Genomic DNA, 16,185 nt, shown 5'->3' on the forward strand with positions numbered 1-16,185 from the left:
TCCCCCTACAGCGCGGTCGCGACCACAGTCATCTACCCACCAACCGACTGTCCAGTCCTTGCGTCGTAACGATGCGAAGGAGGTTCATCATCGAGACCACGAAGTTCGATCACTTGTTCACCACCGCGACGCCGCGGATCGCGGCCGGCACGCACCAGCGCGACGAACTCCCCCGCGAAGGCGGTCGCTGGCCGGTCAGCGTCGTACTGCGCCCCGCGTTGGACAGCCGGGTCGCCCACACGCTGGACGCCGTCACTCAGGAGGCGGCGGACCTCGCGGGCCCAGGGCACTGGCAGACTGGGCAGCTCGGCTCCGCTCACCTGACCGTCCGCGCTCTGGAGCCCCGACGGGAGCAACTCGCCGCGGACGATCCGGTCGTCGCCCGGTACCACTCGGCACTGCACCGCGCGGCCGGGCGGATCCAGTGGCCGATCGGCTTCGAGGTCACAGGCCTCACCCTCACCGCGGGCACGGTCATGGCCTGTGCCGAGCCGGTCGACGCGGCCGCTGACACCTTCAGCGACCACGTCACCCACGAGCTCGGGCCGGACGCCTGGTACGAGACCGAACGCCGGGACATCTGGTACCTCAACCTGCTGCACTTCACAGGCGACATCGCGGCCCCGGACGTCCTGATCGAGTGGGTCGGCGACCGCCGAGCGACCCCGCTCGGCTTGGTGCAGGTCGACGCTCCGGAACTCGTCCGGTCCGAGTACCGCCCGGGTCCGCGTCCGCACATGGGCCCGATCGTCCTCGGCGACACCGTGAGAGCGCTCTAGTTCCGGAACCGGTGAGCTCTTGACCCGGGTTCGGGGAGGCCTGAGAGTCGGGCCCGAGAGTCCCCTGTGTGTGCCCTGTGAGGAGTCGCCATGCTCTGGTGGTCTGGTTCTCGATCCGTGGATCGCCGGAGGGGGCGGGTGGCCGTGGTCGCGGCAGCTGCTCTGGTCGGCGGTCTGCTGGTGACGACGCCCGCAGCGGCCGACGATCCGGCGCCGGTGACGTTGGCGGCGTTCGAGGGCGCGGAGCCGTTCGCCGCACCGCCGAACGCCGGGATCTTCACCTGGGGCAGCGACGCCGACGACCCGCCGACGCTCGAACTGCAGGCTCGCGCGGACGCGCCGGCCGGCGAGAAGGTGCTGCACGGGACCTACAACATCAGCGGCTGGGGCGGGTTCAGCCACGACGTCACGTACGACGTGAATCCCGGCGACTGGTCGCCGTACAAGGGGATCCGGTTCTGGTGGTACGGGCAGAACACCGCCCCGCTGCCACCCGGCTCCGGGAAGCGGATCTTCTTCGAGATCAAGGACGGCGGCGCGAACGCCGAGGCGTCCGAGCTGTGGAACACCAGCTTCACCGACGACTGGCAGGGCTGGCATCTCGTCGAGATCCCGTTCAGCGACCTCGCGTACCGCGGTGACTACCAGCCCGTCGGCGGTATCGACCACATCCTGAACCTGACCCAGATGTGGGGCTACGCGTTCACGATGCCGGCCGGCGCTCCAGGTGAGTTCGCGATCGACCAGGTCGAGGTCTACGGCAAGGCCGATCCGGCGCTGAAGAACAGTGTCGTCACCGACGCCGACGTGTACCCGGTCAAGGAGGGCGGGACCGCTCAGGTGAAGGTCTCGGTCGCGACCACGGGCGGTCCGCCGCTCGACGAGCCGGTCACCGTCGACTACCGGACCGGAACCGGAACGGCCGGCGCGGACGACTACACGCCGGTTTCCGGAACGATCACGTTCCCGGCCGGAACACTTTCCGGAACATCGCAGAACGTTTCCGTGGCGACCCGGAAAGACCGTTCCGCCGAGGTTGCGGAAACCGTTCCCCTGGAGCTCACGGTGAGCGGCGCGAAGGCCCCGCAGACCCAGCCGGTCGTGGTGATCGACGCGCACGACCTGCCGTACCTGAACCGGAAACTCCCGATCAAGACACGCGTCGCCGATCTGCTGTCCCGGATGACTGTTTCGGAAAAGGTCGGACAGATGACCCAGGCCGAGCGGAACGCGCTCCGCTCCCGCTCGGACATCGCGTCCTACGCGCTCGGCTCGCTGCTGTCCGGCGGCGGGTCCGTCCCGACCCCGAACACCCCGGCCGCCTGGGCCGCGATGATCGACACCTTCCAGCGCAACGCGCAGGCGACCCGGCTGCAGATCCCGCTGATCTACGGCGTCGACGCGGTACACGGACACAACAACGTGATCGGCGCGACGATCCTGCCGCACAACATCGCGATCGGCGCCACCCGCGATCCGGACCTGGCCCGGCGGACCGGCGAGGTGACCGCGACCGAGGTCCGCGCCACCGGCATCCCGTGGGACTTCGCGCCGTGCGTGTGCGTGGTCCGCGACGACCGCTGGGGCCGCGCGTACGAGGGGTACGGCGAGGATCCGGCGCTCGTGCGGTCGATGGCGACCGTGATCACCGGGCTGCAGGGCAAGGCCGACGGCAGTCAGCTCGCCCGCAACAACCGTGTCCTCGCCACCGCGAAGCACTTCGTCGGCGACGGCGGGACGACGTACGGCAGTTCGACGACCGGCTCGTACACGATCGATCAGGGCGTCACGCAGGTGACCTGGCAGCAGCTCGAGACGATCCACCTCGCGCCGTTCCAGACCGCGGTCGACCTCGGCATCGGCACCGTGATGCCGTCGTACTCGAGCATGTCGGTCGACGGCGCCGCACCGGTCAAGATGCACGGCGACGGTGAGCTGATCAACGGCGTACTGAAGCAGCGGATGGGCTTCGACGGGTTCGTGATCAGCGACTGGCAGGCGATCGACCAACTGCCGGGCGACTACGCGAGCGACATCCGGACCTCGATCAACGCCGGCCTGGACATGATCATGGTGCCGACGAACTACCAGGGCTTCACCCAGGGCCTGACCGCGGAGATCGGCGCCGGCCGGATCCCGATGACGCGGATCGACGACGCGGTCCGCCGGATCCTGACCGAGAAGTTCAAGCTCGGGCTGTTCGAGCACCCGTACGCCGACACGGCCAACGCCGCATCCGTCGGATCGGCCGCACACCGGGCGGTTGGGCGCGAGGCTGCGGCGAAATCTCAGGTGTTGCTGAAGAACGACGGCAATCTGTTGCCGCTGGCATCGACTGCCAAGGTGTACGTCGCGGGCAGTAACGCGAACGATCTCGGCAACCAGATGGGCGGGTGGAGCATCAGCTGGCAGGGCGGATCCGGGGCGACGACCACCGGTACGACGATCCTCGACGGGATCAAGCAGGTGGTACCGGATGCGACGTTCAGCGCGGACGCGTCGGCGCCGCTCGCGGGTCACGACGTCGGCGTGGTCGTGGTCGGGGAACGCCCGTACGCCGAAGGGATCGGGGATGTCGGCAACGGACATGATCTGCTGCTGCCGGACACCGACAAGGCGGCCGTGGACAAGGTCTGCGGTGCGATGAAGTGTGTGGTGCTGATCGTGTCCGGTCGGCCGCAGGTGATCGCGGATCAGCTCGGGAAGGTCAACGCGCTGGTTGCTTCGTGGTTGCCGGGGACCGAGGGGGCCGGCGTCGCGGATGTGCTGTTCGGGAAGGTTCCGTTCAGTGGTCGGCTGCCGGTCAGCTGGCCGCGTTCGGAGGGCCAGCAGCCGTTGAACGTCGGGGATGCGTCGTACGACCCGCAGTACCCGTTCGGGTGGGGCCTCACGACCCAGGCCGCGGCGCGTACCGCGTTGAGCGAGGCTCGCGACAGGCTGCTGCGGCAGCACGATCCGTATGCGGTGGCGGCTGGAGTCGCGGCTGGCGTCGCGCTGCGGGTCCGCGACTGGTCGGGGCCGCAGGCAACCATTGCGGTGGCCGCTGCCGCCCAGTCCGCCAAGTTCCTCGAGCGCACCAAGATGGACACCTTCGCCGAGGACGATGCGGTCGTCGGCGTGGCGCGGTGGATCGCGCAGAACCACGTCGGCCAGAACCTGACCGAGCCGGCATCGAAGCTCATCTCCGACGCCGACCACGCCCTACTCAGCGGTCAGCTGAGCACCGCGGTCACGAAGCTGACGGCGGCTTCCCGGTAGGACAAGCGTTGGCCGGGACGGTGACCCCTCATCCGTCCCGGCCAACACACCCCAGGCGCGCTGTTCCCCCCGCGCGCCGTCCCCGTGCTCGATGCGCGAAGTTCAGCGGCTGATCTTCGCGGCCGCCTGGCGGGCGAGTTTGTCGAAGTTCGGGGCGGGCATCCCCGGGCCCATCTCGCTGAAGGCGAGGACCGAGACGTTGCGGCCCTTCAGGGTGACGGCGTACGGGAAGCCGCCTGCCTCGCTGCCGGGGTCGTTCGGCTTCGGGTAGTCGTACCAGCGGATCACCTGCGTGAGATCACCCGAGGCGCCCTTCACCACGCGGTTCTCGGTGATCTTCCGTGCGTGCGTCGGCGCCGGCTTGCTGTACGTGCAGCTCTTCAGCGTCGCGATGATCGAGTTGTACGCCGCCCGCGCGCTCGCCGCGTTCGCGTACTGGCTGACGTACTGCGCGCCGTACGAGTCCATGTCGTTGCTGAACCCACGCGCCATCCGCGCCGCGACCCGCTTCCCCTCGGTCGAGGCCGGCCCGCAGTACGTCCGCGGCAGGATTCCCCTGTCAACCTGCCGGACCCACGCCGCCCGCGCATCGGCCTTCTTCACCTCGCCGACCGTCAGCATCTGCGACCGGCTCAGCGCGGTCGCCGACGTCGTACCGGCGTCCGCCCCCTGCGTCGCCAGCGCGGTCAGCCCCACGGCCAGCACTCCTGTCGCTACACCGGTCGCAACCACACCTCGGCGCATGCCCCCAGCAAACCTCATGATCCGTCCCCTCGTCGGTTGGTTGTACGAGTAGACGTGCGACTCCCGGAAAAAGTTGTTCCGGTCTAGACGGAAGCTCGGCCACGAAGCCGGCGGAGCATCCGGGCGTCCTCGAAGCCGACCGTGCGCGCGGCGGACTCGACCGTGGTGCCGTGGCCGATGAGGTGTTCGGCCCGCTCCAGGCGGAGGAGCTGCTGGTACCGGAGCGGGGTGAGGCCGGTGGCGGCGGTGAAGATGCGGGTCAAGGTGCGCTCGCTGACTCCGACCTGCCCGGCCAGATCGGTCAGCGGGAGCCGGTCGGCGTACCGGGCGTCGATGACGTCCTGGACGCGGTGCGCGAGGTCGCTGAGGTGATCCCGATGGCGGAGCATCGCGGACTCCTGCCGTTCGTCGCCGTTGCGGCGGGCGTAGACGACCATCTCGCGCGCCACCCGAGCCGCTGCCTCGGCGCCGCGGCCGACCGCGACCAGGTGCAGCGCGAGATCGATTCCGCTCGCGATCCCGGCGGACGTGATGACGCGATCGTCCTCGACGTACAGCACGTCCCGGACGATGATCGCCCGCGGATACCGGGCGGCCAGTTCGTCGGTGAGGTCGTGGTGGGTCGTGAACCGCCGCCCGTCGAGCAGACCCGCCCACCCGAGCGCGTCGGCCCCCGAGCAGACACTCGCGACCGACCCGCCGGCCGCGTGGTGCGCGAACAGTCGCTTCCGGAACTCCGGCCCGATCGGCGGCTCCGGCGACAACCGCGGCGATCGCCATCCCGGGACGACGACCAGGTCCGCCGTACCGAGCTCCGGCCACTCCAACTGGGCCCGCAACGGCACGCCCTGAGCGGTCGCGATCTCCTCGGATTCGGCGACGTACGAGACCTCGTACCCGTACCCGAAGTCGTTCGCCGTCGTGAAGACCTGCGCCGGCCCGGCGAGATCCAGCAAATGGAGCCTCGGCACCAGGACGAAGACGACGCGAGTAGGGCGCATCCGGTCAGGATGACACGGGGACGCCGGTGAGCTCGTCGAGCGTCCGGATGGTGGCGAACCGGCCGGCCAGCACGTACTCCGTCCGCTCGGCGACCTGCTCCGCGGTCAGGGTCCGCGGATCGGCGAGGATCTCCTCGACACTCGCCTCGTCACGGATCGACGGGTGCGCCAGCGCCATCGTCGCGGTCGCCTCGGTGACGAACACGACGTCGTACCCGAGGTCGGACCCGACGCGCGCGGTGGTCTCGCAGCACTGCTCGGTACGGATGCCGGAGACAACGATCTCGCCGACGCCGCGCTGGGTCAGCAGCTGCTGCAGATTCGTTGTGGTGAAGGCGTTGTGCGACGTCTTGGTCAGCGTCGGCTCACCCGGCAACGGTTCGAGACCGTCCATCAGCCGGACGTGCCCGTTGGCCGGGTCGAACGCTCCGCCGGTCCCCGGCTCGGTGTGCAGCACCCAGACGACGAGGTCGCCCCGGTCGCGGGCCGCGCGCACCAGGCGGTCCACCCGCTCGGCGATGTCGAAGTGGTTCACCAACTGCCAGTTCGGGCGGACCCGGAACGATTCCTGGACGTCGATCACGATCAGTGCGGTTCGGCTCATGACCTCATTCTGGCCCGCGGACGACGTACCACCGAAGGCTCGATCGGGCCCCGAACCGGACCGATCCGGTCAGCACGCAGAGATCGGACGAATTCACACCCTTCCGAACTGTTCCAAACACCGGTCTGGCGCGCTTATCGTGCGAAGGTCCTGCTTCTACAACGATTGAGGGATTGCGATGCCCGATCACCTGCCCCGCCGCCAGGTCCTCCGGACCGCCGGCGCCCTGGGCCTCGGTGCCGCCGCCGCGGGCGCTCTCAGCAGCACCGCGAACGCGAGTACCCAGGCCGCCGGTACGCCGGATAAGTTGACGACCATGGGCGCACACCACGGCAAGCCAGAGATCCGCAAGGACCCGTTCGGCACCACCCCGGACGGCCAGCAGGTGGACGTCTACACGTTCGCCAACGGCCGGGTGACGATCTCGATGCTCACCTGGGGCGCGACCATCCAGCGGGTCGAGACGCCGGACCGCCGCGGCAGGACCACGAACATCAGCCTCGGCTTCGACAACCTGCCGGACTACGCCGCGCTCAGCCCGTACTTCGGCGCCACCATCGGGCGGTACGGGAACCGGATCGCGAAGGGCAGGTTCACCCTGGACGGGACGACGTACCAGATCCCGGTCAACAACGGCGAGAACGCGCTGCACGGCGGCACCCTCGGCTTCGACAAGAAGGTCTGGAAGGCCAAGGTCGTGCAGAGCGACAAGGCCGTCGGCGTCGCGTTCACCTACGTCAGCCCCGACGGCGAGATGGGCTTCCCCGGTGAGCTCACCAGCACCGTCACGTACACGCTGGACAAGCGCGACGACCTGCGGATCGACTACCACGCGACGGTGGCCGGCAAGGCGACGATCGTGAACCTGACCAACCACGTGTACTTCAACCTGCTCGGCGAGGGCAACGGCACCATCTACGACCACGTGCTGGAGCTGAACGCGCCGAAGTACACGCCGGTCGACGCGACCCTGATCCCGACCGGCGAGATCGCCCCGGTCGCCGGGACGCCGTTCGACTTCAGCAGGCCGACCGCGATCGGCAAGCGGCTCCGCGGCGACCACCAGCAGCTGATCTTCGGCCGCGGGTACGACCACAACTTCGTGCTCGGCGGGCAGCCGGACAGCAACGGGCTGCGGCTCGCGGGACGCTTCTGGGAGCCCGAGCACGGCCGGACGATCGAGGTCCTCACCGACCAGCCCGGCGTCCAGTTCTACAGCGGCAACTTCCTCGACGGCACGTTCCTCGGCATCGGCAACAAGGCCTACCGCCAGGGCGACGCCTTCGCCTTCGAGACCCAGCACTTCCCGGACTCCCCGAACCACGCCAACTTCCCGTCCACGGTCCTCCGCCCCGGCGAGACCTACAAATCCACCACCATCTACTCCTTCGGCACCAAGTAACCGAAGGACCTCCTGTCGTTCCCTGCCCTTGTGTGGCCTGTGCAACGGGCGCACGCTGAGCAAGGGTGGGGGTGACAGGTGGCAGCACCGGCGATCGCACGCGCCCGCGGCCCCGGGCCGTGGGCTCTGTGGGCGACTGTCGTGGCGGGTCTCGGCACGCTGCTGGCCTCGATCGCGCTCGCGATGGCGGGCGACGAGCTGGTTCGACCGGGCCTGCAGGCGTTCCTGTTCAACTGGATCACCATCCCGTACCTGATCAGCGGAACACTCGCGTGGTGGCGCCGGCCGGACAGCCGCCTCGGCCCTCTGATGATCGCCACCGGGTTCGTGATGGCCCTGACCGCTCTGCAGTGGTCCTCGCAACCCGCGTTGCACTCGCTCGGCAACGTCCTCGACATGGTGCCGTCCGCCATGTTCCTGCACGTCTTCCTCGCCTATCCGACCGGACAGCTGGAGACCCGCCCGCGCCGCCTGGTGATCATCGCCGGCTACCTGAACGCCGTGGTTCTCCAAGGGGCGAAGATCCTGCTCGGCAGCAACCCGGACAGCCTGCTTGCGGTCACCGCCCAACCGGCGCTCGCGAGCCGTATCGAGCAGTTCCAGCTGATGGCGATGAGCGTTCTCCTGCTGATCGGCGCCGCCCTGCTCCTGGTCCGTCGGCCACGCCCGGACCTCGTGCGGAGGCGTCCGGTGACACTGCTGGTGGACACCTTCGGACTGGCACTGGTCATGCTCGCTCTCCTGTACGTCGCAGGGCTGCGCGGCTGGCCGCACATCGAAACGGTTCGGCACATCACGTTCGCCGCCCTCGGCCTCTCGCCGGTCGCCTTCCTGCTGGGACTGCTGGACGCCCGGCTGGCGCGCACCGACGTCGGCGCGCTGCTGATGGAGCTGCGCGCGCACCCCACGAGCGATTTGCGCGAGCCCCTGGCGCGCGCACTGCACGACCCGTCCCTCAGCCTGGCCTACTGGCTGCCGCAATACGGCACCTGGGCCGATCCGGACGGTCATGCCGTGACCCTGCGCGGCCCCGACGAGGGACGTGCGACCCGGGTCATTCACCGCGACAACGAACCGATCATCGCGTTGGAGTTCGACCGATCGCTCGAGGACGAACGTGAACTGCTCGACGCCGTCGCGGCCGCGGCCGGAATCGCCTTGGAGAACAACCGGCTGCAGGTCGAGCTCCGTGCCCGTCTGGAGGAGCTGCAGGGTTCACGGGCCCGGGTCATCGACGCCGCACAGAGGGAACGACAGCGGCTCGAACGGAACCTGCACGACGGCGCCCAGCAGCGCCTGGTGGCCTTGGCACTCGAACTCGGGCTGCTCGCCAACAGCTCCACGGACAGCAGCGAGACCGCGGCGCGGCTGCTGAAGGCCAAGCGCGAGGTGGCCGTCTCCCTCGACGAGTTGCGGGACGTGGCGCGCGGTATCCACCCCGCGGTGCTCACCGGGCACGGCCTGGCGGTCGCGCTCGAGTCTCTGGCCGTACAAGCCGCCGTACCGGTAGAACTCGATGTCGCGATCGACCGACGGCTGCCCGAACGCGTAGAGGTCGCCGCGTACTACGTCGTCAGCGAGAGCCTGACGAACATCGGCAAGCACGCGGAAGCGACCACCGCGTCGGTCCGCGTCAGCCGGTCCGCCGACGCGATCGTCGTCGCGGTCGTCGACAACGGTATCGGCGGCGCGGACACCGAGCGCGGTACCGGACTGCGCGGTCTCGCCGACCGCGTCGAGGCCACCGGCGGCCAGTTGCGGATCTGGAGTCCGCCAGGCCGCGGGACCCGGCTGGAGGCGGAGTTCCCATGCGAGTAGCGATCGCCGAGGACAGCGTCCTGCTGCGCGAGGGACTCACCCGGATCCTCGCGGGCGCCGGCCTGGACGTCGCCGCGGCGTACGACAACGCCGACGACCTGCTGCGGTACGTCCGCAGTTTCCCGCCGCAGGTCGCGATCCTCGACATCAGGCTGCCTCCTACGCACAACGACGAGGGCATGCGCGCCGCCCTGCGGATCCGAGCGCAGCATCCGGACGTCGGCGTACTGGTGCTGTCGCAGTACCTCGAACTCGGCCTGGCGATGCAACTGCTGTCGGACTCCGCCGAAGGTGTCGGCTACCTGCTGAAGGACCGGATCAGCGACGTGGACGACTTCGTCGGCGCGGTACGGCGAGTGGCCGGCGGCGGTTCGGCGGTCGATCCGAAGATCGTCTCCACGCTGCTCAGGCGGCGGCGTGGTGACGATCCGCTCGCGGTGCTGACTCCCCGCGAGCGAGAAGCACTCGAACTGATGGCGACCGGTGCGTCGAACCAGGGCATCGCCGACGCGCTGACGATCACGCTGCGGGCCGCGGAGAAGTACGTCTCCGGCATTTTCACCAAGCTCGGCATCCCGTCCACCCGCAGCGAATCCCGCCGGGTGCTCGCCGTACTGCTCTATCTGCGCGCCTGACACACCAGAAACCCGAACCCCTCCTCCACCGGCCGCCCGGTCTCCCGAACGCGCCCGGAAACGCGAGTCTCGACGCAGACCCCGTCCCCGGAGGAAACAGTGCACAAATCCCGCGTGATGCAGAACGAACCCGACCCGCCGCGCCGGCCGGACCGTGCACCGAGTCCCCGACCACCCGCGATTCCCAGGAGATCCGTCATGACCTTCATCCGCAATCATCCAGTCGTCAGCTTCTTCGTCCTGGCCTATGCCCTGGCCTGGATCGGCATCCCGTTCGGAGGCTTCTACGCACCCGGCGCCCTGGTCGCCGCACTCGTCGTCGTCTACCTGACCGAAGGCCTCGCCGGCCTGCGGTCCATGGGCGCCCGGTTGATCCGCTGGCGGGTCCGCTGGATCTGGTACGTCGTCGCGATCGCCGTACCGCTCGTCGTGCACTTCGTGACCATCTCGCTCAACCAGGCGCTCGGCGCGTCCGCACCGGACACCGGCCAGTTCACGCCCTGGTACGGCATCGCGCTCGTCATCGGGATGAACATCGTCAATCCGACCGGCGGCCCGTTCAGTGAGGAGCCGAGCTTCCGTGGATTCGCGCAGCCACGGCTCCAGTCGAGCCGGACACCACTCGCCGCGACGGCCGTCATGGCCGTGGCCATCACCGGCTGGCACCTGCCGCTGTTCTTCATCTCCTCGTTCGGCCTGCACCCCTTCGAAGCGCTGACCACGGTCGCGGTCACCATCTGGTACGCGTGGCTGTTCAATCACGCCGCCGGCAGCGCACTGATCACCCTGATCGCGCACGCCACCGAGGGCAGCATCAACACCGAGGAACTCTGGCCCGCCGGCGCGGACGCGACGCGGGAAGCCTGGCTGTACGTCGCCGTCTGGTGCGCGGTCGCCGTTGTCCTGCTGATCGGCAGTCGCCGCTTCTGGACCAGTCCCGCACCAGCCGAAGCAATCCATCCAGGCCGTCCGGCCGAAGCCAAGGAGACAGTCTCATGACCACCACACCGACAGCACCAGTCCCTACTCCCGCACCTACCGTCCAACGCTCGTGGAGCGGCTGGCGCACCCTGCTGGTGGTCGTAGGTGCCTTCTTCGCCCTGAGCGGCGTCACGCTGCTCGCTCTCGGCGGGGTCGGGCTGTGGGCGCAGCAGCAACGCGACAGCGACGGATACTTCACTGCTGGACCAGAGCGGGTCAGCACCAGCACCTATGCGTTGACCGCGCCGGCGTTGGACATCGGCGGGGCCGGTCCGGACGCCTTCTACACCGACGATTTCCTCGGCAAGATCCGGATCGGCATCGAGTCGACGACGTCCGGTACGCCGGTCTTCGTCGGCATCGGCCCGGCCGCTGACGTCGCGGCGTACCTCGAGGGAGTCGGCCACGACGAGGTCGCCGACTTCGCTGTCGATCCCTTCCGGCTGACGACCACCGCCCGGGCCGGCGACAAGCCGGCGACCTTGCCCGCGGACCAGTCGTTCTGGGTCGCCTCCGGCACCGAAAGCCTGAACTGGACCGCCCGCAGCGGCGACTGGTCGGTCGTGATCATGAACGCCGACGGATCACCGAAGGTCGACGCCCGACTGAGCGTCGGGGGCACACTGCCCGCCGTCGAAGGCGTCACGATCGGCGCACTGATCGGCGCCGTCCTCCTCCTGCTGATCGGGTCCGCCGTCGTCGTCTCGACGACTCGTGGCTAGGCGGTCTTTACGATTCCGCCGTCGATGAGGTAGTCGGCGCCGATGATGCTGGCGGTCAGTGGTGAGCACAGTTGTACTACCAGCGCGGCTACCTCGGACGGCTCGATCAAGCGGCCGGTGAGCATGCCGGTCTGCTGGGGTAGCGCGGCCAGCAGGTCCTCGTGGGGTACGCCGAGAGTCCGCGCGAGTTGGCCGCCGTACTTGCTGGGATCCGTCCACAGCGCTGTCCGCACCGGGCCGGGCGAGACGGTGTTTACTCGCACGCCCTGCGGACCGAACTCCTCGGCCAGCGCCTTGCTCAGGGCGGTCAGCGCGGCCTTGGCGGTCGTGTACGGCGTAGGGCCGCTCGACGGCATCCGGGCTCCGTTCGAGGATACGTTGACGATCGCGCCGCTCTGCCGGATCAGGCTCGGTAACGCGGCCCGCGTCGTGCGCACGGTGGCGAAGTAGTTCACGTCGAACAGCTGCCGCCAGGCGTCGTCGTCGATGTCCAGGAACCCGTTCGCCAGCTCACCGTCGCCGCCGCCGACGTTGTTCACCAGCAGATCCAGCTCGCCCACCTCCGCCAGCGCGGCGGCGACGGCCCGCTCTGGCCCATCGGGCGTCGCGAGATCCGCGGGTACGACGTACGCACCGGTGGCACGCAGCTCCGGCGTACCGGTCCGCGCGATCGCGACCACGCGCACGCCCTCGGCGACCAACTGCTCGACGACAGCCAGCCCGATCCCTCGACTCGCCCCGGTGACGAGCGCGGTCTTGTCCTTCAGCTGCAGGTCCATCTCATCATCCTTAAATCGCATCGTGACTGACCCTGAAAACGTACTACTTGCTACATAGCTGTTGCAAGTAGCGTGGTAGACGTGACTTCCGGGTAGTCTTTTCACATGACCGTCCGACCCCTGCGCGCCGACGCCGAGCGGACCGTGCGGACGATCCTGGAGGCGGCCGAGCGAGTCCTGGCCCGCAACCCGTCCGCCTCGATGGAGGAGATCGCCGCGGCGGCCGGCGTGGCCCGGACGACGGTGCACCGCCGGTTCGCGACCCGCGAGGCGCTGGTCACCACGATGCGGACCTGGGCGTCGACGCAACTCGCGCGCGCCGTCGACGAGGCCCGCTTCGAGACCGCGCCGCCCCTGGTCGCGCTCTACCAGGCGACCGCGAACGCACTCGAGGTCAAGGTGTCGTGGGGCTTCGCGATGAACAGCGCACCGGCCGCCAGTGAGAGCGACGAGATCATGGCCGGCGTCGTCGCCTCGTGCGATCGTCTGTTCGCGCGCCTGCAACGGGCCGGCGTACTGCGGGCCGACGTCGACCTGATCTGGGTCCGCCGCGTCTACTACGCCCTGCTCCACGAGGTCGCCCAGAGCGGCGATGCGGACGAGACCGACACCGACACGCTGGCGACCCAGGTCGTCGACACGCTCCTCCGTGGGGTCGGCTCACCGAACGCGCAGCTGTGAACCCGACGCGCTGAGCGCAGAAGCAAGGGTTACCTAACCTGCATAGGGTTGGGGCATGACTGAACCGGTTCTGCAGATTCCGTTCGACTATGCGTTTCGGTTCGATCCGTCGCCGACCTTCGCCGAGTTGCGGGAGAACCGGCCGGTGGCGCGGGTGCGGACGCTGGCCGGCGCGGAGGTCTGGCTGGTGACGCGGTACGACGACGTGAAACTCGTACTGGCCGACCCGCGGTTCTCGCGCGCCGCCGTGGTGAAGCAGGGCGCGCCGCGGGTCGCGCTGGCCAAACCGATGCCGAACAGCCTGACCACCACCGACCCGCCGGAGCACAGCCGGCTCCGACGGTTGGTAGTGCCAACGTTCGCGCACCGGAAGATCGAGCAGACCCGGCCATGGGTTGCGGACCTGTCCGCGCAGCTCGCCGAGGACGTCGCGCGGGCGGGCGACGGCGCCGACATCCGGCAGCTGGTCGCATTGCCGTTGCCGATCCAGGTGATCTGCCAGCTGCTCGGCGTCCCGTACGCGGACCGTACGCAGTTCCGGGAGTGGACCGAGCTCGGGTACAGCATGAAGATGGCCGAGAAGGACCTCGTCGAGGACGCGATGACCAAACTCACGGCGTACATCGAGGACCTGGTCACGAAGAAGCTCGCGAACACCTCGGGTCCCGCGGACGATCTTCTGGACGAACTGGTGCGCGCCCGCGAGGAGGGCGACCGGCTGAGTCAGGAGGAGCTGATCGCGTTCGGCGTGAACCTCCTGGTCGCCGGCCACGAGACGTCGGCCAACCAGATCTCCAGCTGCGTCGCCACGTTGCTGCGCTGGCCGGAGAACTGGGCGCGGCTGGTCGCGGAGCCGGAGCTGGTTCCGTCGGCGATCGAGGAGCTGCTGCGGTTCAACAGGTTCAGCGAGGTCGGCCAGCTCCGGGTCGCGATCGAGGACGTCGAGCTGCACGGCGTACAGATCAAGGCCGGTGAAGGGGTGATGGCCGCGCTCAACTCGGCGAATCGGGACCCGCGGGCGTACGACACCCCGGACGAGCTGCGGCTGGATCGTCGCGACAACAAACACCTGTCGTTCGGCTTCGGTCCGCACTTCTGCCTCGGCGCACAACTCGCCCGGATCGAGCTGCAGGAGTCGCTGGCGGCGCTGGTCAGGCGGTTCCCGCGGATGAGCCTCGCGAAGCCCGCCGAAGAGCTCGAATGGCGCCGCGTACTGGTCAGCGGTCTGGCAGAACTGCCGGTGAACCTCAACCTCTGAGGTCCACCGGCAGTCGGTGCGTCAGTTCTGCGAGCTGAACACGAGACCGTGCTCGGTCTCGTACTGCTGGATGAAACGCTTCGCCATCGGTTCGCTGCAGCTGACGGCCCGCGCGAGGTTCGCAGCGGTTCGCTCATGCCCCTCCGGCCAGTCGGCGAGCATGTTCCACGCCCGCATGCGCTTCTTCTCCAGGTCGGTGGGCTCTGGCTCGGGTTCGGGCTCCGCTTCCGGCTTCGCCACCACGACCGGCGCCGGGTCCGGCAGCACCGGCTCGACCTTCGGGGTGGTGATCAACGCCGGCGGCAGCGGGTCCGCGGGCCCCGCGAACGGCGACGGCGGCTGCGGCTTCTGCACCACCGGCTCCGCCTTCGGCTGCGGGGCGAACGGCTTCAGGCTGCTCGCCGTACCGTTCACGACGTGCTGCGGCTCGCTCTCGTCCTCGACGACGACCGCTTCGGACACGTTGCCGCTGTCGGTCGGATCGGGCTGGTCGACAATCGCCATCAACTCACCGGTCCAGGCGTCGTCGTCGCGCAGTCCGACCCCGGTGGAGTCCGCACGGCGCGGCTGCCCACCCTCGAGCACCCACACGGCGGCGGGTACGGCGGGACGCTCCTCGGGCTCCTCCGGCGGCGGTGAGATCGCCTTGGTCAACTTGCTGGTGATGACCTCGTAGTTGATCCGCTCCTCGAGCATTCCGGCCAGCCGGTCCGGGTCGTACGTCGTCTCGGCGATCTTCGCCAGCCGTTCGTCCTGGTGCTCGGAACGGATGTACTCCGCGACGGTGCCGGCGATCGCGTCCCGGCGGCTCTTGTTCCGGATCTGGTGCTGGGCCGCGCGGAGGCTCTCGTACAGGCCGTAGCCGTGCTCGATCGCGAGCGAGCGCGCCAGCCAGGTGACCCGCGGCTCACGGATCCACTGGACGACGCCGTACACCGGGCCGGTCTCGCGCATCTGCCCCGCACGACGGAGCGCGTCGCGACGACGGGCCGAGCTGTGGATCAGCCAGAGCACGTACGCGAACGCGGACAGACCGCCGAAGCCGAAGGCGAGGAACCGCTCCTCCGGCCGCCAGTGGCCGACCACGTTGAAGACGACCGCGACGAGCGCCGCGAAGAACGACATCGCACGGTACGCATAGGCCTGCTCGCCCTTGCGGCGGCGCAGGTCGGCCAGCGCCGCGGTCGCGACACCACCGAGCTCCAGCACCGCGACCGCGGGGGTCACGAGGACGATCTTGAGCAGCTGCGAGAAGCCGCTGTCGGGCCAGGGGATATGGGTCACGCCGGCCCAGACCTGGCCGACCAGCGCCGCGGCAGCCGCGGTCGCGTAGAAAGCGTAGGCGACTTTGTCCGCACCGGTGAGGGGTACGTTGGCCAGTTCGCCAGTACTGGTTGTGCTGGTGTTCTCCTGCAAGACGTGCACTCCTGACCGGTTTGGGCTCTCCGGCAGTTCGTCGGGTGGGTGGTACGGCGGCCCCCAGATAGCGCGCTGCAAGAGGCTACCGGTTTCCGGCCCCGAAC

Annotated in this window: 14 protein-coding genes; 9 read left to right on the forward strand and 5 right to left on the reverse strand. The window is 69.1% G+C overall.

What is annotated here, in order from left to right; all coding sequences use genetic code 11:
• Window positions 1–71 precede the first annotated feature (71 nt).
• Both E0H50_RS11205 and E0H50_RS11210 read left to right on the forward strand, forming a co-directional pair.
• Window positions 72–779 (forward strand): hypothetical protein, encoded by a 708-nt coding sequence (locus E0H50_RS11205; protein WP_131286745.1) that lies wholly within the window; start codon window positions 72–74, stop codon window positions 777–779.
• Between the two features lie 138 nt (window positions 780–917).
• Window positions 918–4,037, forward strand: a complete 3,120-nt coding sequence (locus tag E0H50_RS11210; protein WP_238150893.1) for a glycoside hydrolase family 3 N-terminal domain-containing protein — start codon at window positions 918–920, stop codon at window positions 4,035–4,037.
• A 102-nt stretch (window positions 4,038–4,139) separates the two neighbouring features.
• Here E0H50_RS11210 and E0H50_RS11215 read toward each other — a convergent pair whose 3' ends face one another.
• From E0H50_RS11215 to E0H50_RS11225, 3 genes are all read right to left on the reverse strand, one after another.
• Window positions 4,140–4,799, reverse strand: coding sequence for a hypothetical protein (locus E0H50_RS11215; protein ID WP_131286749.1), 660 nt, complete (start codon window positions 4,797–4,799; stop codon window positions 4,140–4,142).
• A gap of 65 nt (window positions 4,800–4,864) precedes the next feature.
• On the reverse strand, window positions 4,865–5,782 hold the full coding sequence (locus tag E0H50_RS11220; protein WP_131286751.1) for a GlxA family transcriptional regulator: 918 nt from the start codon (window positions 5,780–5,782) through the stop codon (window positions 4,865–4,867).
• Window positions 5,783–5,786: 4 nt separating this feature from the next.
• The gene (locus E0H50_RS11225; RefSeq protein WP_202868090.1) at window positions 5,787–6,386 is read right to left on the reverse strand and encodes an isochorismatase family protein; all 600 of its coding nucleotides are present in this window, start codon (window positions 6,384–6,386) and stop codon (window positions 5,787–5,789) included.
• 178 nt (window positions 6,387–6,564) lie between these two features.
• Here E0H50_RS11225 and E0H50_RS11230 point away from each other — a divergent pair, with 178 nt between their 5' ends.
• The 5 genes from E0H50_RS11230 to E0H50_RS11250 all read left to right on the forward strand — a co-directional run bounded on the left by E0H50_RS11230 (window position 6,565) and on the right by E0H50_RS11250 (window position 11,944).
• On the forward strand, window positions 6,565–7,788 hold the full coding sequence (locus tag E0H50_RS11230) for an aldose epimerase family protein (protein WP_131286753.1): 1,224 nt from the start codon (window positions 6,565–6,567) through the stop codon (window positions 7,786–7,788).
• Window positions 7,789–7,866: 78 nt separating this feature from the next.
• Window positions 7,867–9,606 (forward strand): sensor histidine kinase, encoded by a 1,740-nt coding sequence (locus E0H50_RS11235; protein ID WP_131286755.1) that lies wholly within the window; start codon window positions 7,867–7,869, stop codon window positions 9,604–9,606.
• Entirely contained in the window at window positions 9,597–10,241 is a 645-nt protein-coding gene (locus tag E0H50_RS11240) for a response regulator transcription factor (RefSeq protein ID WP_131286757.1), read from the forward strand. The genes E0H50_RS11235 and E0H50_RS11240 overlap by 10 nt, the downstream gene beginning before the upstream one ends.
• A 198-nt stretch (window positions 10,242–10,439) precedes the next feature.
• On the forward strand, window positions 10,440–11,240 hold the full coding sequence (locus E0H50_RS11245) for a CPBP family glutamic-type intramembrane protease (protein WP_165547063.1): 801 nt from the start codon (window positions 10,440–10,442) through the stop codon (window positions 11,238–11,240).
• Window positions 11,237–11,944 carry a hypothetical protein gene (locus tag E0H50_RS11250; protein WP_131286761.1) on the forward strand — a complete coding sequence of 236 codons (708 nt, stop codon included), beginning with the start codon at window positions 11,237–11,239 and terminating at the stop codon, window positions 11,942–11,944. The genes E0H50_RS11245 and E0H50_RS11250 overlap by 4 nt, the downstream gene beginning before the upstream one ends.
• Here E0H50_RS11250 and E0H50_RS11255 read toward each other — a convergent pair.
• Window positions 11,941–12,723 carry an SDR family NAD(P)-dependent oxidoreductase gene (locus E0H50_RS11255; RefSeq protein WP_131286763.1) on the reverse strand — a complete coding sequence of 261 codons (783 nt, stop codon included), beginning with the start codon at window positions 12,721–12,723 and terminating at the stop codon, window positions 11,941–11,943. The two genes, E0H50_RS11250 and E0H50_RS11255, sit on opposite strands and share 4 nt — an antisense overlap.
• Before the next feature lie 105 nt (window positions 12,724–12,828).
• Here E0H50_RS11255 and E0H50_RS11260 point away from each other — a divergent pair, with 105 nt between their 5' ends.
• Together E0H50_RS11260 and E0H50_RS11265 are read left to right on the forward strand one after the other, a co-directional pair.
• Complete coding sequence (locus E0H50_RS11260) at window positions 12,829–13,404, forward strand: TetR/AcrR family transcriptional regulator (protein ID WP_131286765.1); 576 nt, start codon at window positions 12,829–12,831, stop codon at window positions 13,402–13,404.
• A 55-nt stretch (window positions 13,405–13,459) separates the two neighbouring features.
• The gene (locus E0H50_RS11265) at window positions 13,460–14,662 is read left to right on the forward strand and encodes a cytochrome P450 (RefSeq protein WP_131286767.1); all 1,203 of its coding nucleotides are present in this window, start codon (window positions 13,460–13,462) and stop codon (window positions 14,660–14,662) included.
• A gap of 21 nt (window positions 14,663–14,683) precedes the next feature.
• Here the strand turns inward: E0H50_RS11265 and E0H50_RS11270 are convergent, their stop codons facing one another.
• The gene (locus tag E0H50_RS11270) at window positions 14,684–16,078 is read right to left on the reverse strand and encodes a hypothetical protein (protein ID WP_131286769.1); all 1,395 of its coding nucleotides are present in this window, start codon (window positions 16,076–16,078) and stop codon (window positions 14,684–14,686) included.
• Window positions 16,079–16,185: the final 107 nt, after the last annotated feature.

It is taken from the genome of Kribbella sindirgiensis, assembly GCF_004331435.1.
GTDB classification, from domain to species: domain Bacteria; phylum Actinomycetota; class Actinomycetes; order Propionibacteriales; family Kribbellaceae; genus Kribbella; species Kribbella sindirgiensis.

Excerpts from the sequence above, each read along its gene's own strand:
- E0H50_RS11240 (WP_131286757.1), top strand. The coding sequence starts at position 9,597 with ATGCGAGTAGCGATCGCCGAGGACAGCGTCCTGCTGCGCGAGGGACTC.
- E0H50_RS11220 (WP_131286751.1), bottom strand. The coding sequence starts at position 5,782 with ATGCGCCCTACTCGCGTCGTCTTCGTCCTGGTGCCGAGGCTCCATTTG.
- E0H50_RS11245 (WP_165547063.1), top strand. The coding sequence starts at position 10,440 with ATGACCTTCATCCGCAATCATCCAGTCGTCAGCTTCTTCGTCCTGGCC.
- E0H50_RS11215 (WP_131286749.1), bottom strand. The coding sequence starts at position 4,799 with ATGAGGTTTGCTGGGGGCATGCGCCGAGGTGTGGTTGCGACCGGTGTA.
- E0H50_RS11225 (WP_202868090.1), bottom strand. The coding sequence starts at position 6,386 with ATGAGCCGAACCGCACTGATCGTGATCGACGTCCAGGAATCGTTCCGG.
- E0H50_RS11260 (WP_131286765.1), top strand. The coding sequence starts at position 12,829 with ATGACCGTCCGACCCCTGCGCGCCGACGCCGAGCGGACCGTGCGGACG.
- E0H50_RS11205 (WP_131286745.1), top strand. The coding sequence starts at position 72 with ATGCGAAGGAGGTTCATCATCGAGACCACGAAGTTCGATCACTTGTTC.
- E0H50_RS11250 (WP_131286761.1), top strand. The coding sequence starts at position 11,237 with ATGACCACCACACCGACAGCACCAGTCCCTACTCCCGCACCTACCGTC.
- E0H50_RS11230 (WP_131286753.1), top strand. The coding sequence starts at position 6,565 with ATGCCCGATCACCTGCCCCGCCGCCAGGTCCTCCGGACCGCCGGCGCC.
- E0H50_RS11255 (WP_131286763.1), bottom strand. The coding sequence starts at position 12,723 with ATGGACCTGCAGCTGAAGGACAAGACCGCGCTCGTCACCGGGGCGAGT.
- E0H50_RS11265 (WP_131286767.1), top strand. The coding sequence starts at position 13,460 with ATGACTGAACCGGTTCTGCAGATTCCGTTCGACTATGCGTTTCGGTTC.